Genomic DNA, 23,247 nt, shown 5'->3' with positions numbered 1-23,247 from the left:
TATGAGTCGTAAACTAAAACTCACCATGGCTCAACTTAATTGGGTTGTTGGCGATATTGAAGGTAACTGCGAACGCATGTTATCTACCGTAAAAGCACAAGAAGATACCGATTTGGTCATGTTTTCTGAGTTGGCTTTATGCGGTTACTCTCCTGAAGATCTGCTATTTCGTCCTGATTTCCAACAGCGTTGTGAAACACAACTTACACGTTTAGAACAAGCAAGTAAAAAAACGGCGATTGTTGTTGGACATCCTTGGTGGCAAAACGGCAAAATTTACAACGCACTTTCATTTTTCTATAAAGGTGAATTACAAGCGCGTTATTTCAAACAACAATTACCTAATTATGGTGTGTTTGATGAAAAGCGTTATTTCCAACAAGGAAATGAGCGCTGTGTAGTGCCATTTAAAGGTTATCACCTAGGTTTGTTAATTTGTGAAGATATCTGGATCAATGAACCTATCGATGCATTAAAACAAGCGGGTGCTGATCTTGTTCTATCTATTAATGCATCACCTTATAACCGTGAAAAACCCCATGTTCGTACACAGCTTATTAAAGAACATTGCCAAAGAACACACCTTCCCGTGATTTATCTTAACCAAATTGGTGGTCAAGATGAGTTGGTATTTGATGGTTGTTCAAAAGTATTTGATGAACGCGGTACTATTACGCATCGTTTAGCTGCATTTGATGAACAAACTACCATCGTTGAATTTGACGAATTGAATATTGTTCCGATGGCAGATCCTGCTCCGGAACTTTCACCTTTAGCGCAAGTTTATCAAGCGTTAGTGCTTGCAACGCGTGATTATGTGATTAAAAACGGCTTTAAAGGGGCAATTCTAGGATTATCTGGTGGTATTGACTCTGGATTAACGGTTGCTATCGCAGCTGATGCCTTAGGCAAAGAGAGTGTTCAGGCTGTTATGATGCCATTTCGTTATACATCAGAAATGAGTATTCATGATGCAAAAGAACAAGCGGATTTATTAGGTGTTGAGTTTGATACGGTTTCTATTGAACCCATGTTTGATGCTTTTATGGCTCAACTTGCGCCTATGTTTAAAGATACTGTTGCAGATACCACAGAAGAAAATCTACAAGCTCGTTGTCGTGCGGTTATTTTGATGGCAATGTCGAATAAACGTCGTCGTTTAGTGTTAACCACAAGTAATAAAAGTGAATCAGCAGTGGGATATTCTACATTGTATGGTGATATGGCGGGTGGTTTTGATGTACTAAAAGATGTACCTAAAACATTAGTTTTCGAGCTTTCTAAATATCGTAATACACTTTCACCTGCTATTCCTCAGCGTGTTATTGATAGACCACCATCAGCAGAACTTGCACCAGGGCAAACAGACCAAGATAATTTACCTCCTTATGACATTCTGGATGCTATTCTTGAAGGTTATGTTGAGCAAGATAAATCTGTATCTGATTTAGTTGCAGCAGGATTTGATGAAGCGACAGTCCGTAAAGTGATAAAATTAGTCGATATTAATGAATACAAGCGACGTCAAGCCCCTGTTGGGCCACGTATTACAAGTCGTAATTTTGGTAAAGATCGCAGATACCCAATTACAAGCGGTTTTGGTCGCCACAACTGGTAATAGCAGGATAATACGATGAAAAAAATTGAAGCGATAATTAAGCCGTTTAAATTAGATGATGTAAGAGAAGCGCTCGGCGAAGTGGGTATCACTGGAATGACTGTAACAGAAGTGAAAGGCTTTGGTCGCCAAAAAGGGCATACTGAGCTTTACCGCGGTGCTGAATACATGGTCGATTTTTTACCTAAAGTGAAGATTGAAATTGTTGTCTCTGATGAAATTGTTGAAACCTGTGTAGATACAATTATGACAACGGCACAAACAGGTAAAATTGGTGATGGTAAGATTTTTGTCTTTGATGTGAGTCGCGTTATTCGTATTCGTACTGGTGAACAAGACGAAGAGGCTATTTAGTTATTAATTAATTTAAGCCAAATAATTATATTTTTCATTTTTATTAAAACCCGATATTTTTTAATCAAGATATCGGGTTTTTTCTTTTTTTGTGCATAATTAATTTTTTAATGTTTTGCCTATAATGCTATTTATATCTTATACAAGTCTATTGATGCTCCTGAGCAATTTATTTTACTATTTTTTATAAACTTTAAGGCACAAAATGTTATTCAATAACTTTTAAGGAAAGTTATTATCATCAATATTAAAAAATCATTAAGGTATGGGCAAAATAGTGTTTAATTATTTATTAAAGCGTCTCGCTTTATTTTTATGTGCAGCAGTGTTAATCGCTATCACTACGGGATTTATTTTTCTTGATATTTTGGTTCTTGATAATGGTATTTCTGAAACGTCGGTAACTGAATTAGGTCAAGAAATTATCGTTGCCATTATCTGTTTATTCTTTTTTGTTAAAGCGTGCCAAGGAAGTGAACAACAGGGAGCATTCACGCTTATTCTGGGCTTTTTTCTATGTATTTTAATTCGTGAGTTAGATGGTGTATTTGATCAGATTGCACACGGCTCTTGGGTTTGGTTTGCTCTAACGGTAACGTTTATTTGTATTGCTATTGCAATTAGAGAAGGCAAGAGAACGTTAAAAGGCTTAATTCACTTTATTACTCATCCAAGCCATGGAATGTTAGTTGCTGGTCTATTATGTGTTTTACTGTTCTCTCGTTTATTTGGAATGGGAATACTTTGGCATAAATTATTGGGTGAGGATTATAACCGTGCTGTTAAAAACATGGTGGAAGAGGGCAGTGAATTATTTGGTTATACGCTCTGCTTAATTAGTGTTATTTGGTACGGTCTTTCTGCTAAAGATCATGTTATTCCTGCGGCGATTGAAAATAAATATCGATCATAAAAAGGCAGTGAAATAGCTAATAAAAACGCCGATAAATATAACTCTATCAGCGTTTTTTTTATTCAATTTAAAATCGAACTTTAATGAAAGTATTTTTACTGTAAATCTTGTGTAATAACAGCATGAGGACCAAAACATTCATAATGAAGTTTTTCACTATTAATACCTAATTCAATAAGTTGCTTAGCAACAGATTGCATAAAAGGTAATGGACCACAAAAATAGAAATGCATATCAGGAATAGTTAACCAATCTTCAACTTGTTTTAATGTCATTAAGCCTTCGAATTGATAATCTTTATTTTGCACGTCTTCCGCTCGTGGCGTGCGATACCATATCGCTTGTTGATAATGTGAAAGTTGATTGCCGACTTGATTAACTTCATCTTTAAAAGCATGAACACCACCATGTTCAGCTGCATGTAACCAATTGATATTAGCTTTATGAGCTGAAAGTGTGTGTAACATAGATAGCATTGGCGTTAAACCCACACCTGCTGAAATTAAGGTTACAGGTGTTGTTGGTGACACATCTAAATAGAAATCGCCCCCTGGTGCGGCGACTTGTAAAGTATCACCTTCTTGAATATGGTCATGCAGAAAATTCGATAAAATACCTTTATCTTCGCGTTTTACTGCGATGCGATAGGTTTTATTATTTGAAGAGTGAGTTAATGAATATTGACGTATTTCTTGGTTTTCAAGATGTTCATCACGGATATAAATGCTTAAATATTGCCCTGCTTGATAAGGAGTAACCGCAAGTCCATCTTCAGGCTCTAATTCAAAACTGGTAATTACATCACTTTGTTTTACTTTATGTTTAACTTTAAAGTTTCGTAATCCTCTCCAACCTCCATTTGTTTGTTCTTTTTGTTGATAAATTTGTTCTTCGCGATTGATAAAGACATCAGCCAATATTTGATAAGCCGCCCCCCAAGCATCTAGCACTTCTTGCCCTGGATTAAACATCTCATCAATTGTTGCTAATAAATTTTCACCGACGATGGGATAGTGTTCAGGAAGAATATTTAAACTGGTGTGTTTTTGTGCAATTTTTTCAACGGCAGGCAAAATGGTGGCTAAATTTTCAATATTCGTTGCATAAGCGCATATCGCATTAAATAAAGCTTCACGTTGTGCACCACTGCTTTGATGGCTCATGGTGAAAATATCTTTTAATTCTGGGTGGCGAGAAAACATTCGATCATAAAAATGGGCAGTTAACGCAGGGCCTGTTTTAGCAATGAGGGGAATTGTTGATTTAATTGTCGCGATAGTTTGTGCATCTAACATAATTGCTCCTGAAAAATTTTCAGTTTATTGTGAATTTTTATAAATTGTATTTTATATGCAACTTATCTCTTTTTGAGTATTTTGTAAATCTCTGTTTTTATTTTTTAACAAAAAATCTCAATTCTTAGAGAATGATGCGGGGTGTTTGCAAAATAAGGCGAGATGCACCTCAAAAAGAGGAATAAGTACAGGATAAAATGAGGTTGTTAAAAAGTAATAATATGCTGTTATAGTTGGATGGCAAACGATTGCGTATTTTTTCATTAGGGGCTATCTCAATGAAGAAAAAGAGTTTACACTGTATGCCATTCTTTCTCCCGCATGGGAGTTTGTCTTTAGTGAAGTTAGCTGAGTCAGGAGATGTGAATGTTAAAACGTGAAATGAATATTGCTGATTACGATCCAGAATTATGGAATGCAATGGAAGGTGAAGTGACTCGTCAAGAAGAGCACATCGAACTTATTGCTTCTGAAAACTATACCAGCCCTCGTGTTATGCAGGCGCAGGGATCTCAGCTGACAAATAAATATGCTGAAGGCTATCCGGGTAAACGTTACTACGGTGGTTGTGAGTATGTGGATGTTGTAGAGCAACTGGCTATCGATCGTGCAAAAGCATTATTTGGTGCAGATTACGCTAACGTACAGCCTCACTCAGGCTCTCAAGCGAATGCCGCTGTCTATATGGCATTATTAAAACCAGGCGATACCGTTTTAGGTATGAACCTAGCGCAAGGTGGTCACTTAACTCATGGTTCACCAGTTAACTTTTCTGGTAAACTGTATAACATAGTACCTTATGGTATTGATGAATCAGGTAAAATTGATTACGAAGATATTGCTATTCAGGCTAAAAAACATCAACCAAAAATGATCATCGGTGGTTTCTCTGCTTATTCTGGTCTGGTTGATTGGGCTAAAATGCGTGAAATTGCAGATAGCATTGGTGCATTCTTATTTGTTGATATGGCACACGTAGCAGGTATGGTTGCTGCTGGTGTTTATCCTAACCCAGTCCCTCATGCACATGTTGTTACAACAACAACTCACAAAACCTTAGCAGGCCCACGCGGTGGTCTTATCCTTGCTAAAGGTGGCGACGAAGAGTTTTATAAAAAACTGAACTCTGCTGTATTCCCTGGCTCTCAAGGTGGCCCTTTAATGCATGTTATTGCAGGTAAAGCGGTAGCATTAAAAGAAGCTATGGAACCAGAATTTAAAGTTTATCAGCAACAAGTTGCTAAAAACTCGAAAGCAATGGTAGAAGTTTTCTTAGATCGCGGTTATAAAGTAGTGTCTGGCGGAACTGAAAACCACCTGTTTTTATTAGATTTAGTCGACAAAGATATTACAGGTAAAGATGCAGATGCTGCACTGGGTCGTGCAAATATCACTGTTAACAAAAACAGCGTACCAAATGATCCACGTAGTCCATTTGTAACTTCTGGTGTTCGTATCGGTTCTCCTGCGATTACGCGTCGTGGTTTTAAAGAGGCGGAAGCTCGTGAATTAGCCGGTTGGATGTGTGATGTCCTTGATAATATCAATGATGAAGCGAACATTGAGAAAGTGAAACAAAAAGTCTTGGATATCTGCGCTAAATTTCCAGTTTACGCATAAGTTTGTAACGATATAATAAAACCCGTTGTACAAGCCCGCTTCGAGAACTTGTTCTTGGCGGGTTTTTTTGCATCTTAAAAATGGGGGATTGGATGGTTATTCCATCAACATTGTGGCTTGCCTTAGATTATTTTACCTATTTCTTTTCATACGGCATCTTTTTACCTTTTTGGTCCATATGGCTAAAAGGAGAGGGTGTCGATCCGGCAATGATAGGTCTGTTATTAGGTGTAGGTTTAACCGCACGTTTTGTTGGTAGCCTAATTTTAACGCCTGCGGTAAAAGATCCGTCAAAACTTATCACTGCATTGAGATTATTTGCTTTTCTCTCATTACTTTTTACTGTTGCATTTATGATGGGTAGCCATTGGGCATGGTTATTCTTTGTGATGACAGGATTTAACGTTTTCTTTTCACCTATGGTGCCTTTAGGAGATTCTCTAGCAGGAACGTGGCAAAAACAGTTTCCTTTTGATTATGGAAAAATTCGCGTTTGGGGTTCAATCGCTTTTATTATTAGCTCATCATTGCTAGGTGTTTTAATTGATGCTTTTGGGCATCCCATTATTCTTTATGGATTGATTGCCAGTACTTTTGCACTATTCCTGACATCTATGCTCCGCCCTAAAGTTATGCCACAGGGTAAAGTGAAAAAAGCAGAACACAGCAATGTGTCCTTTATGAAACTCATTTCAGATGGGCCAGTTTGGCGTTTTCTGTTATGTGTCTCTTTACTGCAAGGCGCACACGCAGCGTATTATGGTTTTAGCGCGCTTTATTGGGAAAAAGCAGGGTATGACACCGCAACAATCGGCTATCTTTGGTCATTAGGTGTGGTTTCAGAGGTGGTTGTTTTTATGCTGAGCCATCGTTTATTCCGTCGTTGGAGCGCAAGAAATCTACTTTTACTTTCTGCTTTTGCTGGGCTTTTACGTTGGGGATTAATGGGGAGTTTCACCGCATTACCCGCGCTTATTGTTGTGCAAATCTTACATAGTGGTACGTTTACAGTATGCCATTTAGCCGCTATGCGCTTTATTAGTGCGCGTCAAGAGCATGAAATTATTCGCTTGCAAGCCGTTTATTCTGCTTTAGCAATGGGAGGAAGTATTGCGATTATGACGATAGTTTCAGGTTGGCTATATGAGAAACTGCCAAATCAAGAATCATTAATTTTCTGGTTAATGGCCGCATTAACTATTCCTGCGATGTTTATAAGACCTCAAGTTAAACCTCAAAATAGTTAACTTGTTCTACATAAGAAAAAGTTGACTAGTCCTGATATAGGTTGACAACTTTTCAGGCATAAAACGCTCGATGTACTTCATCGGGCGTTTTATAGTTTAACGATAAGTGTGGCCGTTTTTCATTATAGAGTTGGATTGATTCTTCTACTAATTTTCTTGTTTGTTCCAGATTACTCGGTTTTATCAGTAGATACTCCATTTTTAATATTCCATTAATTCGTTCTGCTAAGGCATTTTGATAACAATCATACCCATCAGTCATAGAACATTGAATATTATGCTCTTTATGTATCTCCTGATATTCCGAAGAACAATACTGTATCCCTCGATCTGAATGATGGATTAACGAAGTTGTCGAAGTCCGTTTTTTTAACGCCTGAACCAACGATTTCTTCACTGAACTTGTTTTCATATTGTTATCTAAATGATATCCCACGATTTTTCGTGAATACGCATCCGTAATTAAACTTAAATAAGTATCACCTTCATGCGTCGATAAATAGGTAATATCTGCTACCCAAAGCTGTTCTGGTTGTGTGGGGATAAACCCTGACTTAATTAAATTTGGATGCCGATAAAAACGATGATGGCTTAAGGTTGTTCGATGATAAGCCCGTTTATTAGGCACCAGTAACTGATGTTCCTTCAATAAAGAAAATAGCCGATCACGACCAATAACCATCTGTTTTTGCTTTAAAATAAAATGTAATTTACGCCCACCCAGTCGAGGTTGTAAGACTCGTTCAGATTTAACAGCATCAATGATGGCCGAATCGGCTTTCTTTCGTTCCTCAGTTCTATCCAGTCTCTTGTAATAAGCCTGTCGGCTGATCTGCATAAAACGGCAAGCAATTGTTACGGTGAGGTTTTTAACCGTTTTTTCTTTAATAACTCGGCTTTGCGCTTTTTTGACAAACGAACTCCAAAGTCTCTATCCATGACTTTAACCACTGCTTCGAAGAAATCGGATTTAAGCCGAGCCTCTTCAAGTTCCTTTTCAAGGATCTTAATGCGTTGTTCCGGCGTTTGTTGTTCAGAAGATTGGGTCATAGCTGAACCTCTATAAAAAGTATCAGGGGTACCGTTTGACCAATCTAACCTACCATGCTTACGAAGCCAAACTAAAACAGTAGAGCATCCTTGTATACCATAGCGATCTTGGGCTTGTTTATAGGTTATTTCGCCTTTTTCAACTTGGTCAACAAGCTGTAATTTAAAAGCGAGAGAATAATCGCGTTGAGTTCGTTTAGTGATTGGTTTCATTACACTCTCCAATTTCAGATTGGAAAAGTGTCAACCTTATTCAGGACGGGTCAAGTGCAATAAAAAAGACCATAATATTATGGTCTTTTTCTTTTATATTTTATTCGTATCAACGAGATTAACGTTTTAATGCATCTGTTAATTCGCTACGAATTTCAGCTAATAATGCTCTGACAACACGAGGGTTACCTGCAACAATATTACCTGTTTGTAGGTAGCCATGGTTACCTGTAAAGTCAGAAACAATAGCACCTGCTTCACGAGCGATTAATTCGCCACCTAAGAAATCCCAAGGTTTTAAGCCAATCTCAAAGAAACCATCAACACGACCTGCGGCAACATAAGCTAAATCTAATGCTGCTGAACCTGTGCGACGGAAATCAGCACAAGGTACAAACAGTTTGCCTAACATGTTCATGTAAGCAGCTGAATGTTGCTTGCTTTTGAATGGAAAACCAGTCGCAAGAACAGCACCATCTAAATCGCGAGCATTAGATCCACGCAGACGATAACCATTTAATTGTGCGCCTTGACCACGAACGGCTGAGAATAATTCGTTACGCATAGGATCGTAAACAACAGCCACTTCAGTACGGCCTTTAATGCGTACAGCAATAGAAACAGAGAAGTGTGGAAGACGTTTAATGAAGTTAGTCGTGCCATCAAGTGGATCAATAACCCATTGTATGTCGTGATCTTCACCGAGTAACTCGCCACTTTCTTCCGTAATAATGGTGTGTTTTGGATAAGATTTACGGATGATTTCAATGATTGCTTGTTCTGCGTCACGGTCAACGTTAGTGACAAAATCATTGGTACCTTTCTGATTAGTCTCTACAGATTCAGGATTTTCGTAATTTTTGGCGATTAAATTACCAGCCTTACGTGCGGCACGTATGGCAATATTCAGCATCGGATGCATGGTTATCTTCCACAAGATGTTAAAGAACGGGGATAAAAAACGTGCCAGAGTATAACAGGCATTCGTGTTTCTGGCTACAATTGTGATAAAATAGATAGATCACAAAGCAATTAACAAGAAATCAATGTTAGAAAATATTCGCATCATCCTTGTAGAAACCTCGCATACAGGCAATATGGGCTCTACAGCTCGAGCTATGAAAACTATGGGATTAACCAATCTTTATTTTGTTAATCCAAAAGAAAAACCAGATTCGCATTCTATTGCCCTATCAGCGGGTGCAAGTGATGTTATTGGCAATGCACATATTGTTAATAGTATCGATGAAGCGATTGAAGGCTGTGGTTTAGTCATAGGAACAAGTGCCCGTAGCCGTACACTTTCTTGGCCAATGCTTGCACCGCGTGAATGTGGTGAGCGCTGTGTCATGGAAGCTAAAAATAAGCCTGTTGCTATTATTTTTGGCCGTGAACGCACAGGTTTAACCAATGAAGAATTACAAAAATGTGATTTTCATCTGTATGTTCCGACTAATCCAGAATATGGTTCTTTAAATTTAGCGATGGCTGTTCAGCTTGTTAGTTATGAAATTCGTATGGCAGCACTTGCCCAAGAAGAAAAACAAGAGGAAAATAACCCATCAGAGATTGATTATCCACCAGCTGATGATATAGAACGTTTTTACGTTCACTTAGAACAGGTGCTTAATGAATCTGGCTTTATTCGCCCTAAACATCCGGGACAAGTGATGAGCCGTTTACGTCGTCTATTTACGCGTGCGCGCCCAGAAACACAAGAGCTTCATATCTTACGTGGTATTCTGACGTCAGTTGAGAAATGGGCTAAGAAATAGAGGACAAAGTTGATTAACTTAAGTCAACTTTTGGCTGAGTATAATACTTGACTAAAACACTCGGATAAATAGTTGACTAAATTACTCGGGAATGACACAATTTGATTATTGTTCACCACGGAGTATTTGTTATGAGACTGACATCAAAAGGGCGTTACGCAGTTACTGCAATGCTTGATGTTGCATTGCATTCACAGCAAGGCCCTGTCCCCCTCGCTGATATTTCAGAGCGTCAAGGGATTTCCCTTTCTTATCTTGAGCAGCTTTTCTCACGTTTGCGCAAAAATGAATTAGTCGCAAGTGTTCGTGGTCCTGGTGGCGGCTATTTATTAGGCCGTGATGCAGGGCAAATTTTTGTTGCTCAAGTTATTTCTGCGGTTGATGAATCTGTCGATGCTACCCGTTGTCAGGGTAACAAAGAAGGTTGTCAAGGTGGCGATCGTTGCCTGACTCATACTTTGTGGCGTGATTTAAGTGATCGTATAACCAGTTTCCTAAGCAGTATCAGCCTTGAAGAGTTAGTCAATAACGAAGAGGTTATGGATGTCGCCGATCGTCAAGACAATGAAAAACGCCATGCTATCAATGGTCGTTTACAAGAAACCATTGTTAATATGCGAGTTTAACGGCGATCTCTAGGTAGGCAAAAACAAAATTATTAAAGAAGATCCGTCGTCTTTGGAGTTAGTGAGCAATGAAATTACCCATTTATCTAGATTATTCAGCAACCACTCCTGTTGATCCACGAGTTGCTGAAAAAATGATGCAATGCCTGACTATTGATGGCATTTTTGGTAACCCAGCCTCTCGTTCACACCGTTTTGGTTGGCAAGCAGAAGAAGCTATCGATATTGCACGTAATCAGATTGCTGATTTAATCGGTGCAGATCCTCGTGAAATCGTATTCACATCAGGCGCAACTGAAGCTGATAACCTCGCACTAAAAGGTGTTGCTAACTTTTACCAGAAAAAAGGTAAGCACATCATCACTTCAAAAACTGAACATAAAGCCATTTTAGACACTTGTCGTCAACTTGAGCGTGAAGGTTTTGAAGTTACTTATTTAGCACCAAAAAGTGATGGTCTGATTGACCTGAAAGAGCTTGAAGAAGCGATGCGTGAAGACACTATTTTAGTTTCTATCATGCATGTAAATAACGAAATTGGTGTTGTTCAAGATATTGCTGCTATCGGTGAATTATGCCGTAGCAAAGGTATTGTTTACCACGTAGATGCGACACAAAGCGTGGGTAAACTACCGATTGATCTCTCTAAGTTAAAAGTTGATTTACTTTCTCTTTCTGCGCATAAAGTTTACGGCCCTATGGGTATTGGTGCGCTTTATGTCCGTCGTAAACCACGCATTCGTTTAGAAGCTCAAATGCATGGTGGCGGACATGAGCGTGGTATGCGTTCAGGTACATTAGCCGTTCACCAAATTGTAGGTATGGGCGAAGCTTACCGTATTTTGAAAGAAGAAATGGCTGATGAAACTAAACGCTTAAACGAATTACGTTTACGTTTATGGAATGGCATTAAAGATATCGAAGAAGTTTATATCAACGGTTCTTTAGAACATACTGCGCCAAATATTCTTAATGTGAGCTTCAACTATGTTGAAGGCGAATCATTAATGATGGCACTGAAAGATCTTGCTGTATCTTCAGGCTCTGCCTGTACTTCAGCTAGTTTAGAACCTTCTTATGTACTGCGTGCTTTAGGTTTAACTGATGAACTTGCACACAGTTCTATTCGCTTCTCTCTGGGGCGTTTCACCACTGAAGAAGAAATAGATTATGCAATTGAACAAATCCACAGTGCTATTGGTCGCTTACGTGATCTTTCGCCACTTTGGGATATGCATAAACAAGGTGTTGATATCAACAGCATCGAATGGTCTCACCATTAATCAGACGTTTTCAGGAGTTAAATCATGGCTTACAGCGAAAAAGTAATTGATCATTATGAAAACCCTCGTAATGTGGGATCATTTGATAATAATGACCCTACTGTAGGGAGTGGTATGGTTGGCGCACCTGCTTGTGGTGACGTTATGAAACTGCAAATCAAAGTTGACGATAATGGCGTAATTGAAGATGCGCGTTTTAAAACTTATGGTTGTGGTTCAGCAATTGCATCAAGTTCACTGGTAACAGAATGGATGAAAGGCAAAACATTAGATGAAGCCGAATCTATTAAGAACACAGCAATTGCAGAAGAATTAGAATTACCACCAGTGAAAATTCACTGTTCAATTCTCGCAGAAGATGCAATAAAAGCAGCGATTGCAGACTATAAAAGCAAACGCCAAGGCAAGTAATTGTCTTTTATAATAAAAAAATAAAATATTGGCGGATGCTGAAACTTTTTTTCAGTATCCGCTTTCGTTCTTTATGAGTGAGGTGTGCCATGTCAATTTCCCTTACAGAATCCGCCGCTAATCGTGTTCGCTCTTTCCTATCTAATCGTGGAAAAGGTGAAGGTTTGCGTTTAGGCGTAAGAACATCCGGTTGTTCTGGAATGGCTTATGTTCTTGAGTTTGCTGATGTTATCAATGACGAAGATACTGTTTTTGAAGACAAAGGTGTGAAAGTTATCGTTGATGGTAAAAGCATGGTCTATTTAGATGGAACAGAGCTTGATTTCGTCAAAGAAGGATTAAACGAAGGCTTTAAATTTAACAACCCAAATGTATCGAATGAGTGTGGTTGTGGTGAGAGCTTCACTGTGTAATTTGTGTTAAAACACAGTATTAACGTTAATTAATCCAAGAGTAGATGTATGGACTATTTCACACTATTAGGCATGCCTAATCGTTTTGATATTGATAAACAGCAACTTGCTACACGTTATCAAGATATGCAGCGTCAATATCACCCAGATCGTTTTGCAGGTCAGTCTGAAAAAGAACAGGCTCAAGCAATCTCGCTTGCTTCAACCATCAATCAGGCTTATCAGACCTTAAAAAATCCACTTTCAAGAGCTGAATACATGCTCTCATTACACGGTATCGATATTGCTAATGAGCAACAAACGATGCACGATACTGCATTTTTAATGGAGCAACTCACATTACGTGAAGAGCTGGATAACATCGAACACAGTGCTGAAGCCGAAAGTTTGTTAGCCGATTTTTCTGCACGTTTAGAAAAAATGTACACAGTACGCCATGATGAAATGGTCAAAACGTTAGATAATCAAACTTGGGATATTGCTGCAGATAATGTGAGAAAATTGCGTTTTCTCGCAAAATTAAAAGAGCAAGTAGAGCAACTTGAAGAACGCTTGTTTGATGGTTTTTAAGGGAAACTGTTATGTCATTATTACAAATTAGTGAACCGGGTCAAACTCCTGCACCGCACCAGCGCCGGCTTGCAGCGGGTATTGATTTAGGTACGACACACTCATTAGTTGCCACTGTACGTAGTGGGCAAGCCGAAGCGCTTTCAGACAGCGAAGGTCGCTATTTATTGCCATCTGTTGTGCAGTATCAAGTTGATAATATCAATGTTGGTTGGAATGCTAAAAAAGAAGCAGAAAAAGATCCTGCTAACACGATAAGCTCAATAAAAAGAATGGTGGGTCGCTCACTGAGTGATGTGACAAGCCGTTATCCAAACCTTCCTTATCATTTTCATGAAAATGACAACGGTCTGCCATTAATTAAAACCGCAGCAGGTATTGTCGATCCTATCCAAGTCTCCTCTGACATCTTAAAAACATTATCAGAGCGCGCGATACAATCATTAGGTGGCGAACTTGATGGTGTTGTTGTTACTGTGCCTGCTTATTTTGATGATGCTCAACGTCAAGGCACAAAAGAAGCGGCTCGTCGTGCGGGTTTACATGTTCTACGTTTATTAAACGAACCAACAGCGGCAGCTATTGCTTATGGTCTAGATTCAGGAAAAGAAGGCACCATCGTTGTTTATGATTTAGGTGGTGGTACTTTTGATATCTCTGTTCTGCGTTTAACTAAAGGTGTTTTTGAAGTCTTAGCGACTGGCGGTGATACTGCGTTAGGTGGCGATGATTTTGATATGATGCTGGCAGACTGGATAAGAGAACGTGCTGGTTTTGGACATCAAAAAGATGCTGTATTACAACGTCAATTACTCGATGTTGCATCAGAAACCAAAATTGCATTGAGTGATAACGATGTTGCAGATATCAACATTAATGGATGGAAAGGTGAGATCACTCGTGCTGAGTTTGAATCATTAATTCAATCATTAGTGAAACGTACATTATTATCTGTTCGCCGCGCATTAAAAGACGCGGATGTTGAAATAGATGAAGTTCTAGAAGTGGTTATGGTTGGCGGTTCAACACGAGTGCCATTAGTTCGTCAAATGGTGGGTGATTATTTTAAACGAGAACCGTTAACCTCTATCGATCCAGATAAAGTGGTTGCCATTGGTGCTTCAATCCAAGCTGATATTTTGGTGGGTAATAAACCGGATAGCGAAATGCTATTGTTAGATGTTATTCCACTTTCTCTTGGTCTTGAAACAATGGGCGGATTAGTTGAAAAAGTGATCCCTCGCAATACCACTATTCCTGTTGCCCGAGCGCAAGAATTTACGACATTTAAAGATGGTCAAACGGCAATGAGTGTTCACGTTGTTCAAGGTGAACGTGAAATGGTGAGTGATTGTCGTTCTTTAGCTCGTTTCACATTACGTGGAATTCCTCCAATGGCTGCGGGTGGCGCACATATTCGTGTCACTTTCCAAGTTGATGCTGATGGTTTACTCAGTGTCAGTGCAATGGAAAAATCAACGGGTGTTGAAGCCTCAGTACAAGTCAAACCATCTTATGGTCTTAGTGATACTGAAATCGCTAAGATGATCCAATCTTCGATGGAAAATGCCCAAGAAGATTTACAAGCTCGTCGTCTAGCCGAGCAAAAAGTCGAAGCAGCTCGCGTGTTAGAAAGTTTAACTGCAGCATTAGAAGAAGATGCTCATCTGTTAAATGAAGATGAGAAAATGGCTATCGACAAAGTTGTAGATACCTTAATAGAGAGCGTTGAAGGAACAGATCCTGTTGCTATTGAAAACGCGATTAAACTACTGGATAAGCAAACTCAGGATTTTGCAGCGCGTCGTATGGATTCATCTATTCGACAAGCGTTGGCAGGTCATTCTGTGGATGAGATATAACTATGCCTAAAATTGTATTTTTACCCCATAGCACACTGTGCCCTGAAGGTGCTGTTGTTGACGCAACAGAAGGTGAGTCTATTCTAGATGTTGCATTACGCAACGGCATTGAGATTGAACATGCTTGTGAAATGTCTTGTGCATGTACAACTTGTCACTGTGTAGTGCGTGAAGGTTTTGATTCACTAGAAGAGAGCTCTGAGCTTGAAGACGACATGTTAGATAAAGCATGGGGTTTAGAGCCAGAAAGCCGCTTAAGTTGCCAAGCAAAAGTGACTGACGAAGATTTAGTTGTTGAGATCCCTAAATATTCGATTAATCACGCAAGAGAGCATTAATTTTAGGAGCCGAGTATGAAATGGAGTGACACGCGTGAAATAGGGGAAGCATTATTTGATCTTTACCCTGACACTGATCCTAAAACGGTACGCTTTACTGATATGCATCAGTGGATTTGTGATTTAGAAGATTTTGATGATGATCCACAGAAATCCAATGAAAAAATTCTTGAGGCTATTTTACTTGTTTGGCTTGATGAATTTGAATAATTGCTGACATCGTAAATTTAAAAGACTAGCTTATTGCTGGTCTTTTTGCATTATGACCTTTCTCACTTTGCTTTATCAGTGATTTAAAAATAACCATAAAGAGGGAAGTATGGGGATTTTATTGTGCGATCTTCTTCGAGGAATATCATGTAAATACGTAAGATCACTGAATGATAATGGTGACCTCTTTGTTTTTGCAGTAAATTGATCACGCTAAACGGTAAATATCTGGTAGTCTGAATAGGTTAACTGCCACCAGTAATAATAAGTGAGACAATAAATGAATAAACAAATTATGCCTATCATGCTGTCAAATGAACCTGCTGCTGCATGTTGGGGTGAAAAAGCACTAATTAGCACTAGCGAAACCGGCATGACAATCCACTTAACGGAAGAAAACCGTTTAGGCGCTATTCAGCGTGGTGGACGTAAAGTTGATGGCCAAGGTATTCGTAATGTTGCACTTGTTGGCGAAGGCTGGGATTTAGAACGTAGTTGGGCTTTCTGGTTAGGTTTTAGAGCACCTAAAGGCGCTCGTTCAATCGAATGGCCACAATTAAAGGATGCAGATAAACACGAACTAGAATCACGTATTCGCATCGTTGATTGGGTTAGAGATACCATCAATACACCAGCTGAAGAATTAGGGCCTGAACAACTAGCACAACGCACAGTTGATCTGTTCTGTGGTCTTGATAAAGAAGATATTAGCTATAAGATCACCAAAGGTGTTGATCTGCGCGATCAAAACTATGCCGGTATTTATACAGTAGGACGAGGCTCTTCTCGTGATCCTGTCTATTTAGCATTAGATTTCAATCCAACAAAAGATAGCAATGCCCCTGTATTTGCTTGTTTAGTCGGTAAAGGTATTACTTTTGACTCAGGTGGTTATAGCATCAAACCTTCATCATCCATGAATTCAATGAAAGTCGATATGGGTGGTGCAGCAACCTTAGCAGGTGCTTTAGCATTAGCGGTTACTCGTGGTTTAAATAAACGCGTAAAACTACTGCTGTGTATCGCAGATAATATGGTCAGCGGTAATGCCTTTAAATTAGGTGATATTATTCGTTACCGTAATGGCAAATCAGTTGAAATCATGAATACAGATGCTGAAGGCCGTTTAGTTTTAGCTGATGGTTTAATTGATGCAAGTAATATTGCACCAGAGCTGATTATCGATGCAGCAACATTAACTGGTGCAGCTAAAGTTGCAGTAGGTAATGACTATCACTCTGTATTAAGTTTTGATGATAAATTAGCAGCAGAGCTACTGACTAGCGCTGAACAAGAAAATGAATTGTTCTGGCGTCTACCATTAGCGGATTTCCATCGTAGTCAATTACCTTCTAGCTTCGCTGATTTAAATAATATCGCAGCACCTTCCCATACTGCAGGTGCAAGTACTGCGGCTGCATTCTTATCGCACTTTGTCACTAACTACAAAAAAGGTTGGGTACATATCGACTGTTCAGCAACGTACAGAAAATCTTCTGTAGAGCAATGGGCGGCAGGTGCTACGGGCTACGGTGTACGTTCTATCGCGAATCTGTTATTAGCAAAAGCAAAATAATAAACGTTATTTGATTTGGAGTTTGTAATGGGTGTATCTGAACAATTTGAGGCACAAGAAATTGTTTCTGTTGAAGGTTCTTCTTTAAAGTTGAGTGTTCTAGAGCCACAACCTGAAAAATTAACAACCGCACTTAGCGAGTTTTTTGGTGAACATAAACCGATCCGCCGCGCCTTTATTGTTAATGCTCAGGAGCAAGATGATGAAGAGTCATTTTATCTTATTGGTTTAGAAATAACGGGTGAAGAAGATGTGATCATGCAGATACTCCCACAAGCGGCTGAATCGGCTTTTGAATATTTAGAAGAAGGACAATCTCTAGATTTTTGCTTTGTGAATAAAGATGAAAAAGGCGTGAGTCATTTTATGATCCACCATGTATCACCTTTTTATCAACGCAAACTAGGGGGATTCTTAAGAAAAGGCATCCCAATAGTTAATTTAGATAGTTAATACAGCCCGCTAAATTTAGGCGATATCTCATCAGGTATCGCTTTTTTTTATCTTATAATAGAAAATTGACTAAATTAGCAAATTGTTTGCATTTTTATATAACGCTTTGTTTTAGCTAGGCTTTATTTTTAAAGTAAAAATAAGACGACTTTGTGTTGTAATTTATTTCGTCTTACGCGGTAAAAGATAGCTTATTAAGTTATTCTTTATCTTATTAGTATAAAAAAATACATATATTATCTCTGCCTGCATAGAACATCGCATTATTCAGGGGTTGAATTAAAGGAAATGGATATGAACCAAAACCAATTTAGACAATATACAGAAAAGAGAGGCTATCGTTGGAGCTCTCTTGCTGTTGTATTGGCATCAGCATTGGCTCTTATAGGTTGTGATGATCAAACGGATGAAAACACATCATCTGCTGATAAGATGCAAAATACACAAGTGACAGAGCAAAAAGATACCGCTCAGAGCACATCAGGTATTGCAACTCAAACAAGCGAAAAACCAGCAGTTACAACAAAAACGAATAACGAAACTGCATTAAAAAGCAAAGAAGTCCGTGATGAGTTGGCAATGCGTTTTGCTGGAAAAGAAGTCACCGTATTAGATGCATCAGAATTACAGCGTGATGGTGCGAGCACAATGGTTGTGACTTTCTCTGTACCGCTTGATCCTGATCAAAAGTTTGATGATGTTATTCACCTTGTTGATACCAAAAAAGGGAAATTAGAAGGTGCGTGGGAGCTATCTGATAACCTAATGGAACTACGTTTCCGTCATTTACCACCATCAACAGAATTAAATTTAACCATTGATGAAAAAATAAAAGGTATTAATGAACGTACATTAACGACACCTTTTAGCCAGAAACTAACAACAGAAGAAATTTTCCCATCTGTTGGCTTTACCAGTAAAGGATCGTTACTGCCACTTGAAGCGGCTGAAGGTCTACCCATCATTGCGTTAAATGTGGGGCAAGTTGACGTAAACTTTTTCCGTGTTAAAGATGAGCAATTAGCCCAATTCTTAACGCAATGGGAAAGCCGTTCTAATATTAACTATTGGGAATCAGATGAGTTTTTATCTCAAGCTGATCTGGTTTATACCGGTCGCTTTGAATTAAACACAGAAACAAATACCCGTGAAAACGTGTTGTTACCGCTAAAATCAATAGATGCCCTGAAAAAAGAGGGGGCCTACATTGCGGTTATGCAACAAGCGGGTAAGTATTCTTATACGGTGCCAGCAACGGTATTCACATTTAGTGATATCGGACTGTCGATGCACAGTTATCTTGATACATTAGATATCTTTACCCAATCACTTAAAAATGGTTCTGCATTAGATAAAGTAGAAATTCGCCTATTAGATGAAAAAGGTGGATTGATTTCTAAAGTACAGACAGATAGCCAAGGGCATGCCACACTTGAGAAAAGTGATAAAGCACGTTTATTAATGGCTATTCGTGATGGGCAAACCAGTATGATTGACTTGCGTAAACCTGCGCTTGATCTGTCTGAATTTGATATTGGCGGCCCACAAGGTTATAGCAAACAGTTTTTTGCTTTCGGCCCACGTGATCTCTATCGTCCCGGTGAAACATTGATCGTTAACGCATTGCTACGTGACGGTGATGGTAATCCTATTAAAGAGCAACCTGTTAAAGTTGATCTGCTTAAAACAGACGGGCAAGTGTCTCGTAGTTTTGTTTGGCAACCTGAAAAGGGGCTTTATCAATTAAAATTAGTTATTCCTGCGGATGAAAATACTGGTACACGTACCTTACGTTTTGATGTAGGCGATGGTACACCTCGTTTCTATGAGTTTCAGGTCGAAGATTTTATGCCAGAACGTATGGCATTAGAAATCACTGGTAAGAAAGGTATTTTATTGAGTGGTAATGACGCTTATTTTGACATTAAGGGTCGCTATCTTTATGGCGCACCAGCTGCCGATAATCGCTTACAAGGGCAAGTCTTCTTAAAAGCCTCTCGTGAAGCTGTCAGTAAATTACCTGGATATGAATTTGGTACTGTAAAAGATGAAAACTTCAGCCGTCTACTGGATGAGTTTGAACTTAATTTAGACTCTGATGGTGAAGGTGAGTTAAGTGTTGATAGTGAACGCTACGCTGAGTTGAAATCACCTATCAATATCATTCTACAAGCAAGCTTACTTGAAGCGGGTGGACGTCCTGTTACTCGTCGTTATCAACAAGCAGTTTGGCCTGCCACTCATCTTGCGGGTATTCGTCCTGTCTTTCCTAAAAAAGAAGTCTACGATTATCGTACAGACAAATATAAATCAGGTTATAGCGTTGATGAAAACTCAATGGCTGAATTTGAAATTGTCTATACAGACCAAGAAGGCAAAAAACTACCTGCTAATGATCTGAAAGTGAAGTTTATCTATGAACGCCATGATTATTACTGGCGTTGGTCTAGTTCGAATGGCTGGGAATCTGGCTATAACGAAAAAGATCTGCAAATGGATGAGCAAACAATTAAGATTGCGAAAGATGGCACCGCAAAAGTGGCATTCCCTGTTGAGTGGGGCTCTTATCGTATTGAAGTTGTTGATCCTAAAACAGAATTAGTTAGTAGCCTACGTTTCTGGGCAGGTTATTCTTGGATGGATAACTCTGGTGGAACAGGCGCGGTAAGACCAGACCAAGTTAAATTGAAACTGGATAAAGATGGTTATTTACCGGGCGAAAAAGTTAAGTTAAACATTGTTGCACCTCATCCGGGTAAAGGTTATGTGTTACTTGAATCAAGTAATGGACCTTTATGGTGGCAGGAAATTGATGTACCAGAAAAAGGGCTTGATGTTGAAGTGCCTATTAATAAAGAGTGGGCAAGACACGATCTCTATCTGACTTCTGTTGTTGTAAGACCAGGAGATACTTCAAAACAAGCGACAGTAAAACGTGCTGTGGGTATTTTGCATTTACCATTACAGGATAAAAACCGTCGGATTGATATTTCACTTGATGCACCTGAAAAAATTCGCCCTAACCAAGATTTAAAAATTCGTATTAAAGCGAATCCAGTTGCTGGTCAGCCATTACCTGAAAATATTAATGTATTAGTTTCTGCGGTTGATACTGGTGTATTGAATATCACAGAGTATAAAACCCCTGATCCTTACGATGCCTTCTTTGGTCGTAAACGTTATAGCATTGACCAATATGATGTTTACGGTCAATTAATTGAAGGGCAAGGTCGTTTAGCTAACTTGCGTTTTGGTGGTGATGGTGGTGAAGCCGCCGCATTATCTCGTGGTGGCAAAAAGCCATTAACTGATGTGCAAATCATTGCTCAACAAACAGCTCCTGTAAAATTAAATGCTCAAGGTGAGGGCGAAGTTTCTTTGCCTATTCCAGAGTTTAATGGTGAAGTTCGTTTAATGGCGCAAGCTTGGACTGCGGATAAATTTGGTAGTCAGGAAGGTAAAGTTGTTATTGCTGCACCTTTAGTGACTCAGCTTTCATTACCTCGCTTTATGGCTGGTGGTGATAATGCACTTTTATCGTTAGATTTAACCAATCTGACAGATGATGCACAATCTATTACCTTAAATTATACCGCTTCAGGTTTGGTGGGATTAGGTGGCGCTGAAAGCAAAACTGTCTCGCTAACGAAAGGTGAACGTACTCAAATTCAAATCCCAGTAAAAGCGAAACATGGTTTTGGTCAGGGTGAATTCTCTCTGTCTATTTATGGTATTAAAGTACCAGGTGAAGAGATTAAACCTTATCACAATACATGGAATATTGGTGTTCGCCCTGCATTCCCAGCAGAAACTATCCATTATGCAAGTACATTGCAAGATGGTGATACTTGGCGTTTACCATCAGAAATTTTAAGTCGCTTTAATAGCTCAACGCTTGAAGGTGAATTATTACTGACAAGTCGCCCTCCATTACAAGTAGCGCGTTATGTTAGAGAGCTATTTGCTTATCCTTATGGTTGCTTAGAACAAACAGTCAGCGGGCTTTATCCTTCACTGTATTCAACAGAAAAAGAGTTGAAACAGTTGGGAATTAAAACGCAAACTGATGCTGATAGAAAAGCGGCTATTGATAAAGGTATTGCGCATCTGCTGACGATGCAAAAATCAGAAGGCGGATTCTCTTTATGGGATCAGGGTGGACGTGAAGAATATTGGTTAACCGCTTATGCGACTGACTTCTTATTCCGTGCGTCACAACAAGGTTATTCAGTTCCAGCTGATTCATTAAAACGTGCGAATGATCGTTTATTACGTTATTTACAAGATAAAAGCTTAGTTAACTATGAATATGCGGTTAATCAAGATGCAGCACGTTTCTCAGCAAGGGCTTATGCCGCGTTAGTATTAGCTAATCAGCAAAAAGCACCTTTAGGTGAATTACGTCGTCTCTATCTTGAGCGTAATCAAGCAGGAAGTGGTTTAGCCTTAGTTCAGTTAGGTATCGCATTAAAACTGATGGGGGATAGCAGCCGCGCTGAAAGCTTGATTGCTGAAGGTGTGACAACAACGCGTAAATATAATTATGGATTGGGCGACTACGGTAGCACCATTCGTGACCAAGCATTAATTATTGCATTGTTAAGTGAAAATAACCTTGAAACACAATCTCGTGATGCAAGTGTGATGACACTGTCTGATAACTTAACAAGCCGTGAATGGTTCTCAACCCAAGAAAGTAACTCGTTATACCTTGCTGGGCGCTTCTTTATTAATATGGCAGAACAGCCTTGGGAAGTTGCTGTTAATCGTCAAGTTCCTGCAATCAGTAGCGATCGTGCAGTCAATGAGACATTAACATCAGCACAATTACAAGAAGGCTTAGAGCTAAATAATCGTGGTGGTGCCGCGATTTATTCTCGCATGAATATCGTGGGCTATCCTAAAGTGGCTCCTGCTCCTTATAGTAATATATTAAATATCCATCGCAGTTATTATGATTTGAAAGGAAACCGCGTTCATCCTAATCGCTTACAAAGTGGTGAAATGCTGGTGGTTAAACTGGAAGTTTCTGCTGATAGAGATGTACCTGATGCATTAGTTGTTGATTTATTACCAGCTGGTCTTGAAATCGAAAACCAAAACTTAGCATCAAGTAGTGCAAGCTTAAGTGATAGTGCTGCAGACTTGCAGGAATTTATCGATGATATGGGACAAGCGAATATCAAACATCTTGAGTATCGAGATGATCGCTTTGTTGCCGCTATCTCTGTTGATAAATATCGCCCAACGACATTGCTCTATTTAGCAAGAGCTGTAACACCAGGTAACTATCAAGTACCACCACCACAAGTTGAATCCATGTATGTGCCTTATTGGCGTGCAATAGGATCAACAGAAACCAAGATTGACGTTGTTCCTTAAATCTTGTAGCCCTTTCTTCGGAAAGGGCTTTTTCCTTT

The 23,247-nt window shown here is 39.1% G+C and carries 20 protein-coding genes; 17 read left to right on the top strand and 3 right to left on the bottom strand.

Annotated features, from left to right (window positions below):
• Position 1 precedes the first annotated feature (1 nt).
• From F1325_RS12990 to F1325_RS12980, 3 genes are all read left to right on the top strand, one after another.
• Positions 2–1,618 carry an NAD+ synthase gene (locus F1325_RS12990; protein ID WP_109370970.1) on the top strand — a complete coding sequence of 539 codons (1,617 nt, stop codon included), beginning with the start codon at positions 2–4 and terminating at the stop codon, positions 1,616–1,618.
• 15 nt (positions 1,619–1,633) lie between these two features.
• Complete coding sequence (gene glnB / locus F1325_RS12985; RefSeq protein WP_023581614.1) at positions 1,634–1,972, top strand: nitrogen regulatory protein P-II; 339 nt, start codon at positions 1,634–1,636, stop codon at positions 1,970–1,972.
• Between the two features lie 265 nt (positions 1,973–2,237).
• Complete coding sequence (locus F1325_RS12980) at positions 2,238–2,885, top strand: hypothetical protein (RefSeq protein ID WP_160230555.1); 648 nt, start codon at positions 2,238–2,240, stop codon at positions 2,883–2,885.
• A gap of 95 nt (positions 2,886–2,980) precedes the next feature.
• Here F1325_RS12980 and hmpA read toward each other — a convergent pair whose 3' ends face one another.
• Positions 2,981–4,180 (bottom strand): NO-inducible flavohemoprotein, encoded by a 1,200-nt coding sequence (gene hmpA / locus F1325_RS12975; RefSeq protein WP_160230554.1) that lies wholly within the window; start codon positions 4,178–4,180, stop codon positions 2,981–2,983.
• A 366-nt stretch (positions 4,181–4,546) separates the two neighbouring features.
• On the opposite strand from hmpA, the gene glyA reads away from it, so the two are divergent.
• Positions 4,547–5,800: a serine hydroxymethyltransferase gene (gene glyA, locus F1325_RS12970; RefSeq protein WP_088495048.1), complete on the top strand. Its 1,254-nt coding sequence runs from the start codon at positions 4,547–4,549 to the stop codon at positions 5,798–5,800.
• A 92-nt stretch (positions 5,801–5,892) separates the two neighbouring features.
• Positions 5,893–7,047: a 3-phenylpropionate MFS transporter gene (locus tag F1325_RS12965; RefSeq protein ID WP_109370967.1), complete on the top strand. Its 1,155-nt coding sequence runs from the start codon at positions 5,893–5,895 to the stop codon at positions 7,045–7,047.
• A 52-nt stretch (positions 7,048–7,099) separates the two neighbouring features.
• Here the strand turns inward: F1325_RS12965 and F1325_RS12960 are convergent.
• Both F1325_RS12960 and suhB read right to left on the bottom strand, forming a co-directional pair.
• A protein-coding gene (locus tag F1325_RS12960; RefSeq protein WP_160230553.1) for an IS3 family transposase occupies positions 7,100–8,310 on the bottom strand; the annotation gives its coding sequence in 2 pieces (ribosomal slippage) (positions 7,100–7,968 and positions 7,968–8,310; 1,212 coding nt in all).
• Positions 8,311–8,428: 118 nt separating this feature from the next.
• The gene (gene suhB, locus F1325_RS12955; protein ID WP_023581619.1) at positions 8,429–9,232 is read right to left on the bottom strand and encodes an inositol-1-monophosphatase; all 804 of its coding nucleotides are present in this window, start codon (positions 9,230–9,232) and stop codon (positions 8,429–8,431) included.
• A 124-nt stretch (positions 9,233–9,356) separates the two neighbouring features.
• On the opposite strand from suhB, the gene trmJ reads away from it, so the two are divergent.
• The 12 genes from trmJ (at position 9,357) to F1325_RS12895 (ending at position 23,209) form a co-directional block, all read left to right on the top strand.
• On the top strand, positions 9,357–10,085 hold the full coding sequence (trmJ, locus tag F1325_RS12950) for a tRNA (cytosine(32)/uridine(32)-2'-O)-methyltransferase TrmJ (protein WP_109370966.1): 729 nt from the start codon (positions 9,357–9,359) through the stop codon (positions 10,083–10,085).
• A 131-nt stretch (positions 10,086–10,216) separates the two neighbouring features.
• A complete protein-coding gene (gene iscR, locus F1325_RS12945) occupies positions 10,217–10,711 on the top strand; it encodes a Fe-S cluster assembly transcriptional regulator IscR (protein WP_006533450.1) in 495 nt (164 codons plus the stop codon).
• A gap of 68 nt (positions 10,712–10,779) precedes the next feature.
• Positions 10,780–11,994 carry an IscS subfamily cysteine desulfurase gene (locus F1325_RS12940; protein ID WP_100158398.1) on the top strand — a complete coding sequence of 405 codons (1,215 nt, stop codon included), beginning with the start codon at positions 10,780–10,782 and terminating at the stop codon, positions 11,992–11,994.
• A gap of 24 nt (positions 11,995–12,018) precedes the next feature.
• Positions 12,019–12,405 (top strand): Fe-S cluster assembly scaffold IscU, encoded by a 387-nt coding sequence (gene iscU, locus F1325_RS12935; protein WP_006533447.1) that lies wholly within the window; start codon positions 12,019–12,021, stop codon positions 12,403–12,405.
• A gap of 89 nt (positions 12,406–12,494) precedes the next feature.
• Positions 12,495–12,818, top strand: a complete 324-nt coding sequence (iscA, locus tag F1325_RS12930; protein ID WP_006533446.1) for an iron-sulfur cluster assembly protein IscA — start codon at positions 12,495–12,497, stop codon at positions 12,816–12,818.
• Between the two features lie 48 nt (positions 12,819–12,866).
• Positions 12,867–13,388, top strand: coding sequence for a co-chaperone HscB (gene hscB / locus F1325_RS12925; protein ID WP_100158400.1), 522 nt, complete (start codon positions 12,867–12,869; stop codon positions 13,386–13,388).
• 11 nt (positions 13,389–13,399) lie between these two features.
• The gene (gene hscA, locus F1325_RS12920; RefSeq protein ID WP_109370965.1) at positions 13,400–15,250 is read left to right on the top strand and encodes a Fe-S protein assembly chaperone HscA; all 1,851 of its coding nucleotides are present in this window, start codon (positions 13,400–13,402) and stop codon (positions 15,248–15,250) included.
• Between the two features lie 2 nt (positions 15,251–15,252).
• Entirely contained in the window at positions 15,253–15,588 is a 336-nt protein-coding gene (gene fdx / locus F1325_RS12915; RefSeq protein WP_006533442.1) for an ISC system 2Fe-2S type ferredoxin, read from the top strand.
• A gap of 15 nt (positions 15,589–15,603) precedes the next feature.
• The gene (gene iscX, locus F1325_RS12910; protein ID WP_006533441.1) at positions 15,604–15,798 is read left to right on the top strand and encodes a Fe-S cluster assembly protein IscX; all 195 of its coding nucleotides are present in this window, start codon (positions 15,604–15,606) and stop codon (positions 15,796–15,798) included.
• 280 nt (positions 15,799–16,078) lie between these two features.
• On the top strand, positions 16,079–17,374 hold the full coding sequence (gene pepB, locus F1325_RS12905) for an aminopeptidase PepB (RefSeq protein ID WP_160230552.1): 1,296 nt from the start codon (positions 16,079–16,081) through the stop codon (positions 17,372–17,374).
• A gap of 27 nt (positions 17,375–17,401) precedes the next feature.
• Positions 17,402–17,827, top strand: a complete 426-nt coding sequence (locus tag F1325_RS12900) for an enhanced serine sensitivity protein SseB C-terminal domain-containing protein (protein ID WP_109370963.1) — start codon at positions 17,402–17,404, stop codon at positions 17,825–17,827.
• A gap of 288 nt (positions 17,828–18,115) precedes the next feature.
• The gene (locus F1325_RS12895; RefSeq protein ID WP_160230551.1) at positions 18,116–23,209 is read left to right on the top strand and encodes an alpha-2-macroglobulin; all 5,094 of its coding nucleotides are present in this window, start codon (positions 18,116–18,118) and stop codon (positions 23,207–23,209) included.
• Positions 23,210–23,247 lie beyond the last annotated feature (38 nt).

The sequence above is a fragment of the Proteus columbae genome, from assembly GCF_009914335.1.
Lineage (GTDB): Bacteria > Pseudomonadota > Gammaproteobacteria > Enterobacterales > Enterobacteriaceae > Proteus.
This window is presented reverse-complemented; position numbering and strand designations above follow the sequence as displayed.